Raw genomic sequence first — 18732 nt, 5'->3', positions numbered from 1 at the left:
CATGCTTGGGGACATCCGCCGGATCGCCGGGCTCGCGTGGCCCGTGCTGATCGGCCAGCTTGCGATCATCGCGTTCGGCGTGATCGACACCGCCATGGTGGGCCGTTTCTCGGCGCTCGACCTCGCGGCGCTCGGGCTCGGCGCGTCGATCTACGTGTCGATCTATATCGGATTGACCGGTATTCTGTCGGCGCTGCAGCCCATTGCGGGGCAACTGTACGGCGCGCGGCGCTATGCGCAGATCGGCGAGGAGGCGCGCCAGGCGATGTGGCTCGCCGCATTGCTCGCGATCCCGGGCTTTCTGCTGCTGCATTTTCCCGAGCCGCTGCTGCGGATCGCGCATACTCCCGCCGAGCTGCACGCGCGCACGCTCACCTATCTGCGCATCCTGTCATACGGCCTGCCCGCGAGCCTGCTGTTCCGGATTTACAACGCATTGACGAACGCAGCCGGCAAGCCGCGGCTCGCGATGATCCTGCAAGTCGGCGCTCTCGTCGTGAAAGTGCCGCTGAACATCTGGTTCATCTTCGGCGGCCTCGGGCTGCCTGCGCTCGGCGGCCCCGGCTGCGGCCTCGCGAGCACGCTGATCAACTGGATTCTCGCGTGCGTCGGCTTCACGCTGCTCGCGAAGCTCGATGTGTTCGCGCCGCTCGCGATCTTCTCGCGCCTCACGCCACCGGTCTGGCAGCGCCAAAAGGCGCTGCTCACGCTCGGCCTGCCGATGGGGCTGTCGTATCTGATCGAGGTCACGTCATATACGTTCATGGCGCTGTTCATCGCGCGATTCGGCACGACCACGCTCGCCGGCCATCAGATCGCGGGCAATATCGGCGCGGTGCTGTATATGACGCCGCTGTCGATCGGCATTGCCGCGTCGACGCTCGTCGCGCGCGCCATCGGCGCCAACGAGATGAACGACGCGCGCACGCTCGGCCGGCACGCAATCGTGTTCGCCTGCATGATCGCGTGCGCCTATGGCGCCGTCGTGCTCGCACTGCGCGCGGCAATCGTTTCGGCGTACACGCCAAATCCGGCCGTCGCCGCGGCGGCGTTGCCGCTTGTCGCGATCGTCGCGGTCTATCACTTCTTCGACGCGCTCCAGATCACCACCGCCTTCGTGCTGCGCGCGCACAAGATCGCCGTCGTGCCGACCGCAATCTATGCGCTCGCGTTATGGGGCATCGGGCTGGGTGGCGGCTATCTGCTCGGCTTTGACGTGCTCGGCTTCACGCCCGCTTCGCTGACCGGCGCGCGCGGCTTCTGGATCGCCAATGCCGCGAGCCTCGCGCTTGCGGGCGGCGGGCTCGCCGTCTATCTGCGCCGTGTGAGTCGGCGCCGGCCTGGGCCGGACGCCGCGCAGCAGGCGCGGCATGCTCATTGACGCGTCCGCCAAGCGGCATGCGCGCCAGCGGACGGCGTCGCGCTGCGGCAATGCGGGCGGACTATCCGGGCGGACTATCCGGGCGGACTATCCGGGCGGACTATCCGGGCGGACTATCCGGGCGGACTATCCGGGCGGTGCGGCGGCTCATCAGCCGCCGCACCGCCGATCCCCGTGGCCGTATCGCGGCGTCAGTCGATGAACGGGCCGTCCGGATTTTCCGCGCTTCCTGCGCCCGCCCGCTTTTGCGCATCGCGCTGCTCGAACACGTCCCGCGCGGCGAAAAGCGCGTTGAGTGCAGCCGGAAAACCGGCATACACGGCCATCTGCATGAATACCTCGATGATCTCGCTGCGCGTGACGCCGACGTTCAGCGCCGCGCCGATATGCACCTTCAACTGGGGTTGCGCCGTCCCAAGCGTGGCGAGCGACGCGAGCGTGGCGATCTCGCGCGAACGCAGATCGAGCCCGGGCCGGCTGTAGATATCGCCGAACGCAAATTCGATGAGCAGCCGCCCGAACTCCGGCGCCGTCGCCGCGAGCGACGCGACGACTTGCTCGCCGGCCTCGCCGTCGATCTCCTTCAGGTTGTTCCAGCCCCGCGCGTAGCGGTCTTCGGTGTAGGGTTGCATCGTTCGTCCTGGTCAGCATGTGGATCATGATCCGGTTGGGATCGCTGCGCCTGTCGAATCGCGTCGCGCTCGGCATGCTCGTAGTAAGCGATCTTGCCGGCGATCGCCTCGAGATTGGCCTGCAACGCATCGATCTGCGCACGCACTGCGTCGCGATGCGCGACGAGCAGCGCACGCCGCTGCCCGAGCGTCGCGTCGCCACGCGCGCGCAGCTCCGCGAACGCCTGCATCGCGGCGATCGGCATGCCGGTCGCCCGCAGCCGCATCACGAAACGCAGCCAATCGAGATCGGCCGGCGCGTACAGCCGGTGCCCGGCGTGCGTGCGCGCGATCGATCGCAACAAGCCGGCTTGCTCGTAATAGCGCAAAGTATGCGTGGACACACCGATCAATACGGCAACCTGCCCGATCGTCAATGCACTTGGCGATGTTTGCTTTGAAGCGTTCGACATGGCACGCTCAAGGTTAGGACTTAGAGTGCACTCTAAGTCAAGTGCCGCGCCCTCGCCAGTCCCTGCCGCCGCCCACGGCGCCTATTTCCGTCAAAGATCGTAAAAGTCGGCCGCGCAAGCTGTCACAGCCTTTACAGTGCAACCTGCGATAAGCGACACTGCCGCGCTGTCTTAAAAAGGGCATGCATTTATCCTATGCTTGAACGCAGCACCCGGCTCGCGCCGCGCGCGTTCGCTACGACAACCGTTCATCCGTTCCATCGCAAGGGAGCCTTTCGCCATGCTGAAAAAGCTGCTGATGCTGGTCGTCGCATTGTCGCTTTCGCTGTCCGCGGTGCTTGCCGCGGCTGTCGAGGTCAACACCGCCGACCGGGCGGCGCTCGAATCCGTGAAAGGCATCGGCCCGGTGAAATCGAAGGCGATTCTCGATGAGCGCGCGAAAAACGGCCCGTTCAAGGATGCCGACGATCTCGCGAGCCGCGTGAAGGGCCTCGGCGCGAAATCGGTCGCGAATCTCGAAGCGGCCGGGCTGACGATCGGCGGCTCATCGGCACCGCCGAGCGGCACGAAGGCCAAGACTCATGCGGCAAAGCCGGCCACCACGGCCCCCGCTGCAACTCCGCCGGCCCCCGCGCCTGCGGCGCCCGCCACCGCGTCGCCCGCGCCGGCCGCGAGCGCGCCGGCAGCAGCGGCAAGCGCGCCGGCCGCAAAGAAGCCACGCGCGTCGAAAAAGAAAGAGAAAGCCGCCGCCGAAGCCAGCGCCGCAACTGACGCGAATGCGCCGGCCGCGGCGTCGTCGCCGAAGGCCAAAAGCTCGAAGAAAGGCAAGAAGAGCAAAGCGGCGGCAGCATCCGCCGCATCGGGAGTCTGAATCCGGCGTCGCGCATCGCGCGACGCTTTCGTTCCACCGGCGCCCTCTAGGCGCCGCATCAACCTAGCAGGTGAATCATGGGTCTACTCGATATCGTTGGCGGTCTGATCGGCGGTCAAGGCGGCAATCAGAACGCGCTCATCAGCGCCGCGCTGGAGCTCATCAATAATCAGCCCGGCGGCCTCAACGGCCTCATCGACAAATTCAAGGCCGGCGGCGCGGGCGACATCATCGGCTCGTGGGTCGGCAACGGCGCGAACCAGCAGATCTCGCCCGACCTGCTGCAAAGCGTGCTCGGCTCCGAAGCGATCGGCTCGCTCGCCAGCAAGGTCGGCATCGATCCGCAGCAGGCGTCCGGCATCCTCGCGCAAGTGCTGCCGCACGTGGTCAACGGTGCGACGCCGAACGGCGAAGTGCCAGCGGGCGGTCAACTCGACGCGTCGAACGTAATCGGTACGCTGTCGCAGCTCGCCGGCATGTTCGGCGGCAATAAGCAGGCGTAAAACCGGACGCAGGCGCCGCACGGCGCGCGCCTCGCAACTGGCTCGCCAATAAGCAAACACCCCGCTTACGCGGGGTGTTTGCATTTGACGGCCCAGTGCGCGTGTCGGGCCGGAACCGGGCAGGCGCAGCGCGAGCGACGCTGCCGCTCAATGCACGACGCGATCGAACACGAACTCGCCGTCCTGCACGTCGACCGGAATCACGTCCTTCGGACCGAAGCGGCCCGCAAGGATCAGCTTCGCGACCGGATTCTCGATCTCCTGCTGAATCGCGCGCTTCAACGGACGCGCGCCGAACAGCGGATCGTAACCGACCTTGCCGATCTGCTCGAGCGCGGCCTCCGACACGTCGAGCGCCATGTCGAGCTTCGCGAGCCGGTCGTGCAGGCGCGCGAGCTGGATCTTCGCGATCGACTGGATGTTGCTGCGATCGAGCCCGTGGAATACGACGACGTCGTCGATCCGGTTCAGGAATTCCGGGCGGAAGTGCTGCTTCACCTCGACCCAAACGGCATCCTTGATCTCATCCTGCGGCGCGCCCGCCATCGACTGGATCACTTGCGAACCCAGATTGGACGTCATCACGATCACCGTGTTCTTGAAGTCGACGGTGCGCCCCTGCCCGTCGGTCATCCGGCCGTCGTCGAGCACTTGCAGCAGCACGTTGAACACGTCCGGATGCGCCTTTTCGATCTCGTCGAGCAGAATCACGCTGTACGGCTTGCGACGCACCGCTTCCGTCAGATAGCCGCCCTCCTCGTAGCCGACATAGCCGGGCGGCGCGCCGATCAGCCGCGCGACGCTGTGCTTCTCCATGAACTCGCTCATGTCGATGCGGATCAGATGCTCTTCCGAATCGAACAGGAACGCCGCGAGCGCCTTGCACAGCTCGGTCTTGCCCACGCCCGTCGGGCCGAGGAACAGGAACGAGCCATACGGACGATTCGGGTCGGCAAGCCCCGCGCGCGAGCGGCGGATCGCATCGGCGACCGCGCTGATCGCCTCGTTCTGGCCAACCACGCGCTCGTGCAGCTTTTCCTCGATATGCAGCAGCTTCTCGCGCTCGCCCTGCATCATCCGCGATACCGGAATGCCCGTCGCGCGCGATACGACTTCCGCGATCTCTTCGGCACCGACCTGCGTGCGCAGCAAACGCGGGCGCGACGGATTATGCTGCTCGCTCTCCTCGGCCTGCGTGACCTGCTTCAGTTGCGCCTCGAGTTGCGGCAGCTTGCCGTACTGCAGCTCGGCGACCTTCTCGAGCTTGCCCTCGCGCTGCAGCCGCGCGATGTCGGCACGCACCTTCTCGATCTCTTCCTTGAGCTGCGCGCTGCCCTGCACGGCGGCCTTCTCGGCAGTCCAAATCTCCTCGAGATCCGCGTATTCACGCCCGAGTCGCTCGATCTCCTCCTCGATCAGCGCCAGGCGCTTTTGCGACGCCTCGTCCTGCTCCTTCTTCACCGCCTCGCGCTCGATCTTCAGTTGAATCAGCCGGCGATCGAGCTTGTCCATCTCTTCGGGCTTCGAATCGATTTCCATCTTGATCTTCGATGCGGCCTCGTCGACCAAATCGATCGCCTTGTCCGGCAGGAAGCGGTCCGTGATGTAGCGGTGCGACAGCTCGGCCGCGGCGACGATCGCCGGATCGGTGATCTCGACGCCGTGGTGCAATTCGTATTTCTCCTGCAAGCCGCGCAAAATCGCGATCGTCGCCTCGACGCTCGGCTCGTCGACGAGCACCTTCTGGAAGCGGCGCTCGAGCGCGGCGTCCTTTTCGATGTACTTGCGGTATTCGTCGAGCGTGGTCGCGCCGATGCAATGCAATTCACCGCGCGACAGCGCGGGCTTGAGCATGTTGCCCGCATCCATCGCGCCCTCGGCCTTGCCCGCGCCGACCATCGTATGAATCTCGTCGATGAAGACGATCGTCTGACCTTCGTCCTTCGCGATGTCGTTGAGCACCGCCTTCAGGCGCTCCTCGAACTCGCCGCGATACTTCGCGCCCGCGAGCAGCGCCGCCATGTCGAGCGACAGCACGCGCTTGCCCTTGAGCGTCTCCGGCACCTCGCCGTTGACGATCCGCTGCGCAAGCCCTTCGACGATCGCGGTCTTGCCCACGCCCGGCTCGCCGATCAGCACCGGGTTGTTCTTGGTGCGGCGCTGCAGAATCTGGATCGAGCGGCGGATCTCGTCGTCGCGGCCGATCACCGGATCGAGCTTGCCCGCGCGCGCGCGCTCGGTCAGATCGACGGTGTACTTCTTCAGCGCCTCGCGCTGGCTTTCGGCATCTGCGCTATGGACCTGCGAGCCGCCGCGCACCGCCGCGATCGCCGTTTCGAGCGCCTTCCTCGTCAAACCGTGCTGACGCGCGAGCCGCCCGGCTTCGCCCTTGTCGTCGGCTACGGCGAGCAGGAACATCTCGCTCGCGATAAAGCTGTCGTTGAGCTTCTGCGCTTCCTTGTCGGCCTGATTCAGCAAACCGGCAAGCTCACGGCCGACCTGCACGTCGCCGCCCGTGCCCGTGACTTGCGGCAGGCGTGCGATTGCGTCGTTCAGCGCGCTTTGCAGTGCCTGCACGTGAACGCCTGCGCGCGACAACAGCGAGCGCGCGGAGCCGTCCTGCTGCGCGACGAGCGCCGCGAGCACGTGAACGGGTTCGATGTATTGATTGTCGCGCCCGGCCGCGAGACTTTGCGCGTCCGCGAGCGCCTCCTGGAACTTGGTGGTGAGCTTGTCGATTCTCATGAATGAGACCTCCAATAGACGAATACCACCCAAATGAGGATGGTTATTCGCCTTTCAAGCCGGAATTTACTTGACGTGCGACAAACCAGGTCCGCCGGCGCACGGCAGACGCGCGAGCGCGCGAAACCTGCTCGCGCGCCCCGCGGACGAACGAGCGCGCGTCACGCCCAAGTCAGTGGAAAGTCAGTCGGAAACCGGCAACGGCGGCGCATGAGAAACGCTCGCCGCGACAACCGGCACCGGCACCGGCCGCAACCCGAGCAGCGCGGCGAGCTGCGGCGCGGGCGCGGACAACTCGCCGATCGTGTGTTTGTCGAGTTCGGCGAAGAATGCGTCGAGCGCCGACGCGAACATGCCGCGCAGCAGGCACTGCGACTGAATCACGCAACTGCGATGCGACTCGGCCTCGCCCGAGAAGCAACCGACGAGCAGGTAATCGTTTTCGGTGGCCCGCACGACTTCGCCGATCGTCAACGACGACGACTGCGCGTTCAGGCGCAGGCCGCCATTGCGGCCGCGCACCGTCTCGATCCAGCCAAGCTCGCCGAGCTGCTGCACCACTTTCATCAAATGGTTCTTGGAGATACCGTATGCGTCCGAAATTTCCTGAATCGTCGACAAACCTTCGCCTCGGACCGCTAGGAATAGCATGACGCGCAAAGAGTAATCGGTGTAGTCGGTCAGTCTCATTGTGTGAAATGGACGCTGTGTCAGTGCGATCGGCGATTCCACGCGGGATAAAACGCGTGCCTGCCATTGCCGATCCGACGGCCGCATCATAAGATGCGCGACGTCAGCACTTTTTATTGAAGGAGTGGCCGTTTACTATTGTGCGACAAAATTGGCGGCCCGTGCTCCTTCGTTATCCTGCCCTTTTTAATGACCGATTTTTCCGCCGATCCGCCCCATGCTCCGAATGACGCGCCGGCGCGCGTCGCCGAGCCGACGCCGGCCAATATCCGCGCGCTGGTCGACGCCTTCTACGAACGCGTGCGGGACGACGCGCTGCTTGGCGCCGTGTTCGAGCGCGCGCTCGCTGGCCGCTGGGACGCACATTTGCCCAAAATGGCGCAGTTCTGGGCGAGCTTGGTACTGGGCGACAAAAGCTACCGCGGCAACGTGCAGGCCGTGCATCAGCCGCTGAAAGGGATCGAACCCGCGCATTTCAGCCGCTGGCTCGCCCTATTTCTGAAGACTGTCGACGCCCGCTATGCGCCGGCGGCGGCCGTGCGCTTCATCGAACCCGCGCTGCGGATCGCGCAAAGCCTGCAACTGAGCCGATTCGGCTGGGATTACCAAATTCCGCCCGAACAGCAGACGCTCCTCGATCTGATCGCGCCGAAGCGGCACGACCATGACGACGGGCACGCCCGCGCGCCGCGCGGCGAGCCGTTTCCGGCAAAGATCATCGGCCGGGCGCGCGACGGTACGTAGCCGGTTGCGCGCGGCCCCCGACGCCCGGCGCACTACTATGACGACTGCGTCGCGTTGCTCGACGCGATTCCCCAGCGCGCGAGCGCCGCATCGTCCGCGCTGCGGGCGTCGACCCAGCGTTCGCCGGCTGGCGTTTTCTCTTTCTTCCAAAACGGCGCCTGCGACTTTAGGTAGTCCATCACGAACTCACAAGACGCAAACGCGTCGCCGCGATGCGCGGCGACCGTCGCGACGAGCACGATCTGATCGAGCGGATAGAGCTTGCCGACCCGGTGGACGATCGCCACGTCGATCCCCGGCCAGCGTGCGAGCGCATCGGCCGCGATCGCGCCGAGTGCTTTTTCCGTCATTCCCGGGTAGTGCTCGAGTTCCATCGCGTCGATTTGATCGCCGTCGTTCAGATCCCGCACCGTGCCGACAAAGCATGCGAGCGCCCCGATCTTCGGATTGCGCGCGCGCAATGCCGCAAGTTCGGTGCTTACGTCGAAATCGCTTGTCTGCACTCGCACGATTGCCATTGACGGTTCCTTTTTCCGACTGCAACGTCCAACCCAGATCGGCCAAGCCTAGCCCGTACCCTGGCCTCTCCCAATTCACCCTCCCGTTACCGGCGGAAAAAACGCCACTTCACAGCCGTCGGTAATCCGCGTTCCCGCGTCCGTCATCGTGTGGTTGCACGCCATTCGCAGCGCGCGGCCGTCGGCAAGGGTCTGCGCCCACACACCGCCGCGCGTGCGCAGCCATGCGCGCACGTCGCCCACTGTCGCAATGCCGTCCGGCACCGTGACCGTCTCACTCGCGACGCCCAGCGCCTCGCGCACGCTCGCAAAAAATCTCAATTCGATCTTCATCGTCGATGTCCGCGGCTCGCTCAACCGAGCAGTTCGGAAAAAGGAATGAAACGCACCGTCTCGCCCGCGCTGATCGCATGATGCGGCGGATTGTCGATGAGCCCGTCGCCCCAGACCGTCGAGGTCAGCACGGCCGAACTCTGGTTCGCAAACAGATCGAGTCCGCCCGCCGCGTTCACGCGCGCGCGCAGGAACTCGTTGCGGCGGTCTGCCTTGCCTTGCGTGAAATCGGCGCGCAGCGACAGCGCGCGCGGCGCGACCTGCGTTGCGCCCGCCACACGCAGCAAAAACGGCCGCACGAACAGCACAAACGTTACGAAGCTCGACACCGGATTGCCCGGCAGGCCGATGAAATAGGCGCCATCCGTCGCACCGGCGGCGTCGCCGCGCCGGACCGAGCCGAACGCGAGCGGCTTGCCCGGCTTCATCGCGATCTGCCACAGCGCAAGCCGCCCTTGTGCTTCGACCGCGGGCTTCACATGATCCTCGTCGCCCACCGAGACGCCGCCACTCGTCACGATCACGTCATGCTCGCGCGCCGCGTTGCGCAACGCCGCGCGGGTCGCGTCGAGTTGGTCCGGAACGATTCCGTAGTCGGTCACGTCGCAGCCGAGCCGCTCGAGCAGCCCGCGCAGCGTAAAACGGTTCGAGTTGTAGATCGCGCCAGGTTTGAGCGGCTCGCCCGGCATCGTCAGCTCGTCGCCCGTGAAGAACACGGCGACTTTCACGCGCCGCGTGACCGTGAGCGTCGCACAGCCGATCGATGCGGCAAGCCCCATCGCTTGCGGTGTGATCCGCGTGCCGGCGGGCAGGATCACCGAGCCGTTTCGGATATCGGCACCTTGCGCGTTGATCCATTCACCCACGGTGGGCGTGTGCAGAATGTCGACATGATCGCCGACGCTTTCCGTCTGTTCCTGCATCACGATCGCGTCCGCGCCGGCCGGCACGCTCGCGCCCGTAAAAATGCGCGCCGCCGTGCCAGGCTCGAGCGGCACGGCCGCATGGCCGGCCGCAATCCGCTGCGATACCCGCAGCCGGCGTTCGCCGCGCATCAGGTCCGCGACGCGCACCGCATAGCCGTCCATCGCGCTCGTATTCATCGGCGGCACATCGAGCGACGATACGACGTCGGCGGCGAGCACGCGGTTCAGCGCATCGAGGGTCGGGACGGTTTCCGTTTCGGTGAGCGGGCGCGCGGCCGCGAGAAGCGTCGCGAGCGCATCGGCTGTCGACAGCATCGGCGCGCGCGGCGTCTGGGTGTTGGGTTCGGGCATCGTCGAATGAAAGTAACCGGATGCCGACATTGTAGCGACGGCACCGATGCTGCGCGTGCGGCGCGCTCGGCCGGACGCTTCGAGCGCATGCGTGCCGGTCGAGGCGCGGGCGGAAAAGGCAAGCCCGTCCAGAGGCAAGCGCATCACGCATCACGCATCACGCATCACGCATCACGCATCACGCATCACGCATCACGCATCACGCATCATAAAAATGATAGGCCGCGCCGATCGTTCCGTTTCCCCAGGTTGCAACGCAAACCGTCCCGCATTTTGTCCGATCAAACCACGACGAACCACGAAGCGATCCCCGCGGCGGCGTCTTTCCGGCGCAGCCGGCGAAAGCAGGCCTACCCATGGGCCGGCACCCGCGGGCCGCAGGCGCCGCTTCGCCATGCGTGCCGCCCGCTCAGGCTCCCGCCGTATGCGCGGCGATAAACGCCTTCACCTGCTGCGCGTCCGCGTCGACGACCGTGAAGCGCTGCGGCAGCGCCTCGAGCCCCTCGAACGCCGACGGCCGGCCAGGCTCGCGGCCGAGCGCCTCGCGAATCGTTTCGCCGAACTTGATCGGCTGCGCGGTCTCGAGCACGATCATCGGCACGCCCGGCTGTAAATGCTCGCGCGCCACCTTCAGTCCGTCGGCGGTATGCGTGTCGATCATGGTTCGATAACGCTCGAACACGTCGCGAATCGTCGCGATCCGGTCATCATGCGTACTGCGCCCCGACACGAAGCCGAACTCGGCGACGCGCGCGAAATCGCCGCTCGCGGCCAAATCGAAACCGCCCTTCTCGTCGACGTCGCGAAACAGCTGGACGACGCGCGCCGGCTCGCGGCCAAGCAAGTCGAACACGAAGCGCTCGAAATTCGACGCCTTCGAGATATCCATGCTCGGGCTGCTCGTGTGATAGGTGTTTTCCGCGCTGCGCACGCGGTACACGCCCGTGCGGAAGAATTCGTCGAGCACGTCGTTCTCGTTGGTCGCGACAACGAGCCGCTCGATCGGCAAACCCATCATCCGCGCGATATGGCCCGCGCACACGTTACCGAAATTGCCGGACGGCACGGTAAACGATACGCGCTCGTCGTTGTTGCGCGTCGCCGCGAAGTAGCCCTTGAAGTAGTAGACGACCTGCGCGACCACGCGCGCCCAGTTGATCGAATTGACCGTGCCGATTTGGTGCGCCGCCTTGAAGGCGTGATCGTTCGACACCGCCTTTACGATGTCCTGGCAGTCGTCGAACACGCCTTCGACCGCGAGGTTGAAAATGTTCGGGTCCTGCAGGCTGTACATCTGCGCGGTCTGGAACGCGCTCATCTTCCTGTGCGGCGACAACATGAACACGCGCACGCCCTGCTTGCCGCGCATCGCGTACTCGGCCGCGCTGCCCGTGTCGCCCGACGTCGCGCCGAGGATGTTGAGCGTCTGCCCGTGCTTGGCGAGCGTGTACTCGAACAGGTTGCCGAGCAACTGCATCGCCATGTCCTTGAACGCGAGCGTCGGGCCGTTCGACAGTTCGAGCAGCGCGAGCCTCGCGCCGTTCTCGACGCCGAGCGTGGTGAGCGGCGTGACATCGGCCGCGTTCGCGCCGTCGCGCACGTGGCGATAGACGTCGGCCGTGTACGTGCGGCGCGCGATCGCGCGCAGATCGTCCGCGGCAATGTCGTCGGAAAACTTCGACAGGATCTCGAACGCGAGATCCGCGTAAGGCAGCGTGCGCCAGCGCGCGAGTTCGTCGGCGGAGACTTTCGGGTATTCGGACGGCAGGTAAAGCCCGCCGTCCTTCGCAAGGCCGCCGAGCAGAATGTCGGAAAACGTGTGGCGCTCGCCAATGCCGGCGCCGCGCGTGGAGATGTAATTCATGTCGAGCCTTTAGTTGAGCGCTTCCATCCGCAGCTTCGTCACCTTCGAGACGACCGTCGACAGCGCCTCGATCTGCTTGATCGCCGCGTTGACGTGCTTCTCGAGCGTCTCGTGCGTGATCAGGATGATGTCGGTCTCGCCGTTCGCGTCGTCGACCTGTTCCGACTCCTTTTGCAGCAGCGCATCGATCGAAATGCCCGATGCGGCCAGAATGCGCGTGATATCGGCGAGCACGCCCGTTTGATCGGCGACTCGCAAGCGCAGGTAATAGCCGCTCGTCACTTCGTCGATCGGCAAAATCGGCGTGTTCGACAGACTGTCCGGCTGGAACGCGAGATGCGGGACGCGATGCTCGGGGTCGGCCGTGTGCAGGCGCGTCACGTCGACGAGATCGGCGACGACGGCCGACGCCGTCGGCTCCGCGCCCGCGCCTTTTCCATAATAAAGCGTTGTGCCGACCGCATCGCCATGCACGACGACCGCGTTCATCGCGCCTTCGACATTCGCGAGCAGGCGCTTTGCCGGAATCAACGTCGGATGCACGCGCAACTCGATGCCGCGCTCGGTGCGGCGCGTGATGCCGAGCAGCTTGATCCGGTAGCCGAGTTCCTCCGCATAGCGGATGTCGGTCGCGGCGAGCTTGCTGATGCCTTCGACGTAGGCGCGCTCGAACTGCACCGGCACGCCGAATGCGATCGCGCTCATGATGGTCGCCTTGTGCGCGGCATCGACGCCTTCGATATCGAACGTCGGATCGGCTTCCGCGTAGCCAAGCTCCTGCGCCGCCTTCAGCGCGGTCGCGAAGTCGAGCCCGCGGTCGCGCATTTCCGACAGGATGTAGTTCGTCGTGCCGTTGATGATGCCGGCAATATATTGAATCCGGTTCGCGGTCAGGCCCTCGCGCAGCGCCTTGATGATCGGGATGCCGCCCGCGACGGCCGCCTCGAACGCAACCATCACGCCCCGCGCGCGCGCGGCCTCGAAGATCTCGGAGCCGTGCACCGCGAGCAGCGCCTTGTTCGCGGTCACGACGTGCTTGCCGTTGGCGATCGCGCGCAGCACCAGGTCGCGCGCGATGCCGGTGCCGCCGATCATCTCGGCCACGATCGCGATCGAAGGATCGTCGACGAGCGCGTTGAAATCGTTGCCGATCGACACGCCGGCCGCATCGTCGCCAAGCGCGGCGAGCGCCTTGGCCGGATCGCGCACCGCGACCGCCGCGATCTCGATGCCGCGCCCCGCGCGACGCTTGATTTCCTCCTGATTGCGGCGCAGCACCTTGAAGGTGCCGCCGCCGACAGTGCCGAAGCCCAACAGGCCAACTTTGATCGGTTCCATGCTGCGTGTGATCGATTGAATATAGAGAAGAGGGAGCCTGCGGCCTCAGGCCGAATGGCGTTTTCGATAACCGTCGAGAAAGCGCGCGATCCGCTCGATCGAATCGGTCAGATCGTCGACGTTCGGCAAAAAGACGACGCGGAAGTGATCCGGCGCAGGCCAGTTGAAACCCGTGCCCTGCACGAGCAGCACGCGCTCCTTGAGCAACAGCTCGAGAATGAACTGCTGATCGTTGTCGATCGGATAAAGTTTCGGATCGAGCCGCGGAAACATATACAGCGCCGCATCCGGCTTCACGCACGATACGCCCGGGATCGACGTCAGCATCTCATATGCCAGCTCGCGCTGCTTGTACAGGCGCCCGCTCGGCACGATCAGCTCGTTGATGCTCTGGTAGCCGCCGAGCGCGGTCTGGATCGCGTATTGGCCGGGCACGTTCGCGCACAGGCGCATCGACGACAGAATGCCGAGCCCCTCGAGATAATCGTTCGCGCGCCGGCGGTTCTCGGCCGTCAGACCCGCCACCGACATCCAGCCGGCCCGGTAGCCGCACGACCGGTAACTCTTCGACAGGCTGTTGAACGTGACCGTGATGACGTCCTCGGCCAGCGACGCGAGCGCGGTATGCGTCTTGCCGTCATAGACGATCTTGTCGTACACCTCGTCGGCGAAGATCACGAGGCCGTGCTCACGCGCGATCGCGATCAGCTCGAGCAGCAGCGCGTCCGGATAAAGCGCGCCCGTCGGGTTATTCGGATTGATGACGACGAGCGCCTTGGTGTTCGGCGTGATCTTGCGGCGGATGTCGTCGCAATCGGGCAGCCAGCCGTTCGTCTCGTCGCACACGTAGTGCACGGGCGTGCCGCCGGACAGACTGACGGCGGCCGTCCACAGCGGGTAATCGGGCGCGGGCAGCAGCACTTCGTCGCCGTCGTTCAGCAACGCCTGGGTCGCCATCACGATCAATTCCGACGCGCCGTTGCCGATGTAGATATCGTCCAGCCCGACGCCCTTCACGCCCTTTTGCTGCGTGTAATGCATGATCGATTTGCGCGCGGCGAACACGCCCTTCGAATCCGAGTAGCCGGACGACGCCGGCAGGTTGCGGATCATGTCCTGGATGATCTCGTCCGGCGCTTCGAAGCCGAACGGGGCCAGATTGCCGATGTTCAGCTTGATGATCCGATGGCCCTCGTCTTCGAGACGCTTCGCATGCTCGAGGACGGGGCCCCGGATGTCGTAGCAGACGTTGAGCAATTTGTTCGATTTTTGAATCGGTTTCACGACGGGCACGTTCCTTGGATAATGCGGCGGACTCGAAGAGGACGGGGATCGAAACGGGAGGGCGGCCGGTAGGCCGAAAGTGGCTTCGCACGTGCGCCGGGCGCGGCGCGGCTTGTGACCGGGACGTCGCGAGACACAAACGCCGCCCGGGAGCGGCTAAAAAGTTATAATTTAGCGGATTTTGGCTGACTTTCGCAATGCATCAACCAGGCGGCACGAACTGGGCCGTTGTTGTTGCCCTTTTTTGCGACCCTTTTCGAAACCGCGCCAGATCGCGGAAAACCGATTTGAAACTGCACCAGGATTCGAGCAATACGCTCAACACCGTCACCGGCTATGGCCCCGATTACGTCGACATCAATCTCGAACGCCACACGCATAGCGTGATCGTGCTGCCGGGCGCGCCCGTGGCCGCCTGGCCCGTCGGCTCGTTCGACGCGCTCGCGCCCGAGCATTTCGCGCTGCTGCTCGAGCCGCAGCCCGAAGTGGTGATCTTCGGCAGCGGCGCGAAGCTGCGCTTTCCGCATCCGCGCCTGACCGCACAGCTCACCGCGCAGCGTATCGGCGTCGAGACGATGGATTTCCAGGCCGCGTGCCGGACATACAACATCCTGATGGCGGAAGGCCGCAAGGTTGCCGCGGCGCTGCTGATCGAGCGTTGAGCAATCGTTAAGCGATCGTTAAGCCGCGCTCAGCTATAACTGCGCGGCGGCGCATGCCGCGTCCCGCGGGCGCGCCGCCCTCCACCCTACCCTTTACGACAAGACTATGAACGATACGCCGTCGAGGCTACCGCTCAACCGTGCCGCCCTGCTTCTGCTCGTCGCGGCGCTCGCCGTGATCTGGTTCGCGCCGCTCGGCCTGCGCCATCTCGTGCCGAGCGACGAGGGCCGCTACGCCGAAATGGCCCGCGAGATGTTCGCGACGGGCGACTGGATCACGCCGCGCTACAACGGCTACAAATACTTCGAGAAGCCGCCGCTGCAAACCTGGATGAACGCGCTGACGTTCGCATGGTTCGGCCTGGGGGAATGGCAGGCGCGCCTCTACACGGCGCTCGCGAGCTTTGCCGGCGTACTGCTGGTCGGCTTTACCGGCGCGCGCGTATTCAACCCGCGCGCGGGCCTGTTCGCCGCGCTCGTGCTCGCAAGCGCGCCGTACTGGAACCTGATGGGCCACTTCAACACGCTCGACATGGGATTGTCGCTGTGGATGGCGCTCACGCTGTGCTCGCTCCTTCTCGCTCAGCGACCCGGCATTCCGAAGCGGGCCGAGCGCGGCTGGATGTGGCTGTGCTGGGCGTCGATGGCGCTCGCCGTGCTGTCGAAGGGGCTCGTCGGCCTGATCCTGCCCGGCGCCGTGCTCGCCCTCTATACCGTCATCGCGCGCGACTGGGCGCTCTGGAGACGGCTCTATATCGTGAGCGGGCTCGTGATCTTCTTCGCGATCGTGACGCCGTGGTTCGTGCTCGTCCAGCAGCGCAACCCCGAGTTCTTCAATTTCTTCTTCATCGTCCAGCAGTTCCGCCGCTATCTGACGCCGGAGCAAAACCGCCCCGGCCCGCTCTACTACTTCGTGCCGGTGTTGCTCGTCGGCTTTCTGCCGTGGCTGTCCGTCTGCGTCCAAAGCATCCGCCACGCGCTGCGGATTCCGCGCCAGCCCAACGGTTTCGCGCCGATGCTCGTGCTGATCGTCTGGAGCGGGTTCATCTTCGTGTTCTTCAGCATGTCGCACTCGAAGCTGATTTCGTACTTGCTGCCCGTCGCACCCGCGCTCGCGCTCGCGATTGGCGCGTACCTGCCGCTCGTATCGCGCGACCAGTTCCGCCGCCACCTGCTCGGCTATCTGGCGTTCATCGCGGCCGCCGCGATCGGCGCGACGTTCCTGTCGCGCTTCGGCGACGCGCGCACGCCGAACGCGCAATATGTCGACTTCCAGCACTGGGTGTATGCGGCGCTCGCCGTCGCGTTCGCGCTGACGCTTGTCGCGCTGTGGCTCAATCGGCGCAGCCAGACCGGCATCGCGGCGGCGGCCGCGTTCGCCGCCGGCTGGCTCCTGCTCGGCACGATCGGCGGCACCGGCCACGATGCGTTCGGCCGCTACAGCTCGGGCGCGCTGCTCGCGCCCGCGATCCGCGCGCAGCTCGCCAAGCTGCCGCCCGACACGCCGTTCTACTCGGTCGAGATGCTCGATCACACGCTGCCGTTCTACATGCGCCACACGACGATCATGGTCGCGCGGCAAGACGAACTCGCGTTTGGCATCTCGGTCGAGCCCGACAAATGGATCCCGACCGTCGACGCGTGGGAAAACCGCTGGCGCGCCGAGCGCTACGCGCTCGCGCTGATGTCGCCGAGCCGCTACGCGCAGCTCGAACAGGCGGGCCTGCCGATGCGCGTGATCGCCCGGGACAACCGGCGCGTCGTCGTCGAAAAACCGCAATCCTGAGGAGGACGCGAAGCGATGAATCCCGTCTCGCTCGTCTGCATCGTCACCGGCGTGATGCTGAACGCGTGCGCGCAGCTGCTGCTCAAGGCCGGCGTGCGCGCCGTTGGACACTTCGAATTCACCCGTGCGAACATTGTGCCCGTCGGCCTGAAAATCGCGACCCAATTGCCGATCATCGGCGGGCTTGGCTGCTATGTACTGTCCGTCGTCGTGTGGATCGTCGGGCTGTCGCGGGTCGACGTGTCGGTGGCATACCCGATGCTCTCGCTCGGCTACGTCGTCAACGCGTTCGCCGCGTGGTATCTGTTCGGCGAGGTGCTGTCGGTCCAGCGCCTGATCGGCATCGGCATCATTCTGATCGGCGTGTTCGTGCTTGCCCGCAGCTAGACCGGCGCCCCGAATGCGACAAAAAGTGACGCAACGATTCGGGCAATCCGTGTTCAATGGCGCCTGCCGGACCTTGTCCGATCCTTTCATCCGACCACGAGCGAAGCTTCCATGAACCAGACTTCCGTTCCTTTCCTGCCGTTCGTCAAACCCGAGATCGACGAAGACACCATCCAAGGCGTGGCCGACGTGCTGCGCTCGGGCTGGATCACGACCGGCCCGCATTGCCAGCAATTCGAGGCCGCGCTGTCCGACTATCTGGGCGGGCGCCCGGTGCGCGTGTTCAATTCCGGCACCTGCACCCTCGAGATCGGCCTGAGGATCGCGGGCGTCGGCGCGGGCGACGAGGTGATCACGTCGCCCGCGTCGTGGGTCGCGACGAGCAACGTGATCCTGGAAACGGGCGCCACGCCCGTGTTCGTCGATATCGATCCCGTCACGCGTAATCTCGATCTCGATCTCGTCGAGAAAGCGATCACGCCGCGCACGAAGACGATCATCCCGGTCTATCTGGCGGGCCTGCCCGTCGACATGGACCGCCTGTATGCGATCGCGCGCGCGCACGGGCTGCGCGTCGTCGAAGATGCCGCGCAGGCGCTCGGCTCGACGTGGAAGGGCCGCCGGATTGGCGCGTTCGGCGATCTCGTGTCGTTCAGCTTTCATCCGAACAAGAACCTGACGACGATCGAAGGCGGCGCGCTCGTGCTCAACGACGAGGCCGAAGCGGCGCTCGCGCAAAAATACCGGCTGCAAGGCATCACGCGCACCGGCCTGGACGGCATGGACTGCGACGTGCTCGGCGGCAAGTACAATCTGACCGACGTCGCCGCGCGCGTCGGCCTCGGCCAGCTGCCGCATCTCGAACGCTTCAACGACCGGCGCCGCGCGCTCGCCCGCCGGTATTTCGACGCGTTCGCGCACGGCGCGGCCGCGGCGCTCGGCGTCGGGCTGCCCGTCGCGGAGTTCGAGCACAGCAACTGGCATATGTTTCAGATCACGCTGCCGCTCGACAAGCTCGCGATCTCGCGCGGCGAATTCATGGCGCAGTTGAAGGAGCGCGGAATCGGCTCGGGCGTTCACTATCCGGCGATCCATCTTTTCACGCTGTACCGCGCACGCGGCTTCAAGGAGGGCATGTTCCCCCACGCCGAGCGCTTCGGCGCATCGACCGTCACGCTGCCGCTGTTCACGCAGATGCGTGACGAGGACGTGCTGCGCGTCGTCGACGCCGTCAACCAGATTTGCGAACAACACGGAAAATAAGC

18 protein-coding genes are annotated in these 18732 nt (G+C 65.3%); 8 read left to right on the top strand and 10 right to left on the bottom strand.

Annotated elements, in window-relative coordinates; all coding sequences use genetic code 11:
- Position 1 precedes the first annotated feature (1 nt).
- Positions 2-1381, top strand: a complete 1380-nt coding sequence (locus tag BSIN_RS00415) for an MATE family efflux transporter (RefSeq protein WP_089339155.1) — start codon at positions 2-4, stop codon at positions 1379-1381.
- Between the two features lie 191 nt (positions 1382-1572).
- Here BSIN_RS00415 and BSIN_RS00410 read toward each other — a convergent pair whose 3' ends face one another.
- Positions 1573-2013 (bottom strand): carboxymuconolactone decarboxylase family protein, encoded by a 441-nt coding sequence (locus tag BSIN_RS00410; RefSeq protein WP_089339154.1) that lies wholly within the window; start codon positions 2011-2013, stop codon positions 1573-1575.
- Positions 1965-2465 carry a MerR family transcriptional regulator gene (locus BSIN_RS00405; RefSeq protein WP_089339153.1) on the bottom strand — a complete coding sequence of 167 codons (501 nt, stop codon included), beginning with the start codon at positions 2463-2465 and terminating at the stop codon, positions 1965-1967. Before BSIN_RS00405 ends, BSIN_RS00410 begins: the two co-directional genes overlap by 49 nt.
- 280 nt (positions 2466-2745) lie before the next feature.
- Between BSIN_RS00405 and BSIN_RS00400 the strand changes: the two genes are divergently transcribed.
- Together BSIN_RS00400 and BSIN_RS00395 are read left to right on the top strand one after the other, a co-directional pair.
- The gene (locus tag BSIN_RS00400) at positions 2746-3336 is read left to right on the top strand and encodes a ComEA family DNA-binding protein (protein ID WP_089339152.1); all 591 of its coding nucleotides are present in this window, start codon (positions 2746-2748) and stop codon (positions 3334-3336) included.
- A gap of 77 nt (positions 3337-3413) precedes the next feature.
- Entirely contained in the window at positions 3414-3839 is a 426-nt protein-coding gene (locus tag BSIN_RS00395) for a YidB family protein (protein ID WP_059518153.1), read from the top strand.
- 147 nt (positions 3840-3986) lie between these two features.
- Here BSIN_RS00395 and clpB read toward each other — a convergent pair whose 3' ends face one another.
- Both clpB and BSIN_RS00385 read right to left on the bottom strand, forming a co-directional pair.
- Positions 3987-6584 (bottom strand): ATP-dependent chaperone ClpB, encoded by a 2598-nt coding sequence (gene clpB / locus BSIN_RS00390; RefSeq protein ID WP_069234297.1) that lies wholly within the window; start codon positions 6582-6584, stop codon positions 3987-3989.
- A gap of 183 nt (positions 6585-6767) precedes the next feature.
- Positions 6768-7274: an RrF2 family transcriptional regulator gene (locus BSIN_RS00385; protein WP_059518157.1), complete on the bottom strand. Its 507-nt coding sequence runs from the start codon at positions 7272-7274 to the stop codon at positions 6768-6770.
- A 189-nt stretch (positions 7275-7463) separates the two neighbouring features.
- On the opposite strand from BSIN_RS00385, the gene BSIN_RS00380 reads away from it, so the two are divergent.
- Entirely contained in the window at positions 7464-8018 is a 555-nt protein-coding gene (locus BSIN_RS00380) for a group III truncated hemoglobin (RefSeq protein WP_089339151.1), read from the top strand.
- 35 nt (positions 8019-8053) lie between these two features.
- Here the strand turns inward: BSIN_RS00380 and BSIN_RS00375 are convergent, their stop codons facing one another.
- From BSIN_RS00375 to BSIN_RS00345, 6 genes are all read right to left on the bottom strand, one after another.
- Positions 8054-8536, bottom strand: a complete 483-nt coding sequence (locus BSIN_RS00375; protein ID WP_059518161.1) for a molybdenum cofactor biosynthesis protein MoaE — start codon at positions 8534-8536, stop codon at positions 8054-8056.
- A gap of 75 nt (positions 8537-8611) precedes the next feature.
- Entirely contained in the window at positions 8612-8869 is a 258-nt protein-coding gene (gene moaD / locus BSIN_RS00370) for a molybdopterin converting factor subunit 1 (RefSeq protein WP_059518280.1), read from the bottom strand.
- Between the two features lie 20 nt (positions 8870-8889).
- Positions 8890-10110: a molybdopterin molybdotransferase MoeA gene (locus BSIN_RS00365; RefSeq protein WP_440244497.1), complete on the bottom strand. Its 1221-nt coding sequence runs from the start codon at positions 10108-10110 to the stop codon at positions 8890-8892.
- A gap of 445 nt (positions 10111-10555) precedes the next feature.
- Positions 10556-12010, bottom strand: coding sequence for a threonine synthase (gene thrC, locus BSIN_RS00355; RefSeq protein WP_089339149.1), 1455 nt, complete (start codon positions 12008-12010; stop codon positions 10556-10558).
- 9 nt (positions 12011-12019) lie between these two features.
- Positions 12020-13348 carry a homoserine dehydrogenase gene (locus tag BSIN_RS00350; RefSeq protein WP_059518165.1) on the bottom strand — a complete coding sequence of 443 codons (1329 nt, stop codon included), beginning with the start codon at positions 13346-13348 and terminating at the stop codon, positions 12020-12022.
- Positions 13349-13393: 45 nt separating this feature from the next.
- Positions 13394-14632, bottom strand: a complete 1239-nt coding sequence (locus tag BSIN_RS00345) for a pyridoxal phosphate-dependent aminotransferase (protein ID WP_069235215.1) — start codon at positions 14630-14632, stop codon at positions 13394-13396.
- Between the two features lie 287 nt (positions 14633-14919).
- On the opposite strand from BSIN_RS00345, the gene BSIN_RS00340 reads away from it, so the two are divergent.
- From BSIN_RS00340 to BSIN_RS00325, 4 genes are all read left to right on the top strand, one after another.
- A complete protein-coding gene (locus tag BSIN_RS00340) occupies positions 14920-15294 on the top strand; it encodes an Mth938-like domain-containing protein (RefSeq protein ID WP_059518167.1) in 375 nt (124 codons plus the stop codon).
- Positions 15295-15400: 106 nt separating this feature from the next.
- Positions 15401-17080: a glycosyltransferase family 39 protein gene (locus BSIN_RS00335; RefSeq protein WP_089339148.1), complete on the top strand. Its 1680-nt coding sequence runs from the start codon at positions 15401-15403 to the stop codon at positions 17078-17080.
- A gap of 15 nt (positions 17081-17095) precedes the next feature.
- Entirely contained in the window at positions 17096-17467 is a 372-nt protein-coding gene (locus tag BSIN_RS00330; RefSeq protein WP_059518171.1) for an SMR family transporter, read from the top strand.
- A 111-nt stretch (positions 17468-17578) separates the two neighbouring features.
- Positions 17579-18730: a DegT/DnrJ/EryC1/StrS family aminotransferase gene (locus BSIN_RS00325; RefSeq protein WP_089339147.1), complete on the top strand. Its 1152-nt coding sequence runs from the start codon at positions 17579-17581 to the stop codon at positions 18728-18730.
- The last annotated feature ends 2 nt before the right edge of the window (positions 18731-18732 follow it).

This window comes from Burkholderia singularis, assembly GCF_900176645.1.
GTDB classification, from domain to species: domain Bacteria; phylum Pseudomonadota; class Gammaproteobacteria; order Burkholderiales; family Burkholderiaceae; genus Burkholderia; species Burkholderia singularis.
The sequence above is the reverse complement of the archived record's forward strand: the minus strand, read 5'-3'. Positions and strand labels throughout refer to the sequence as shown.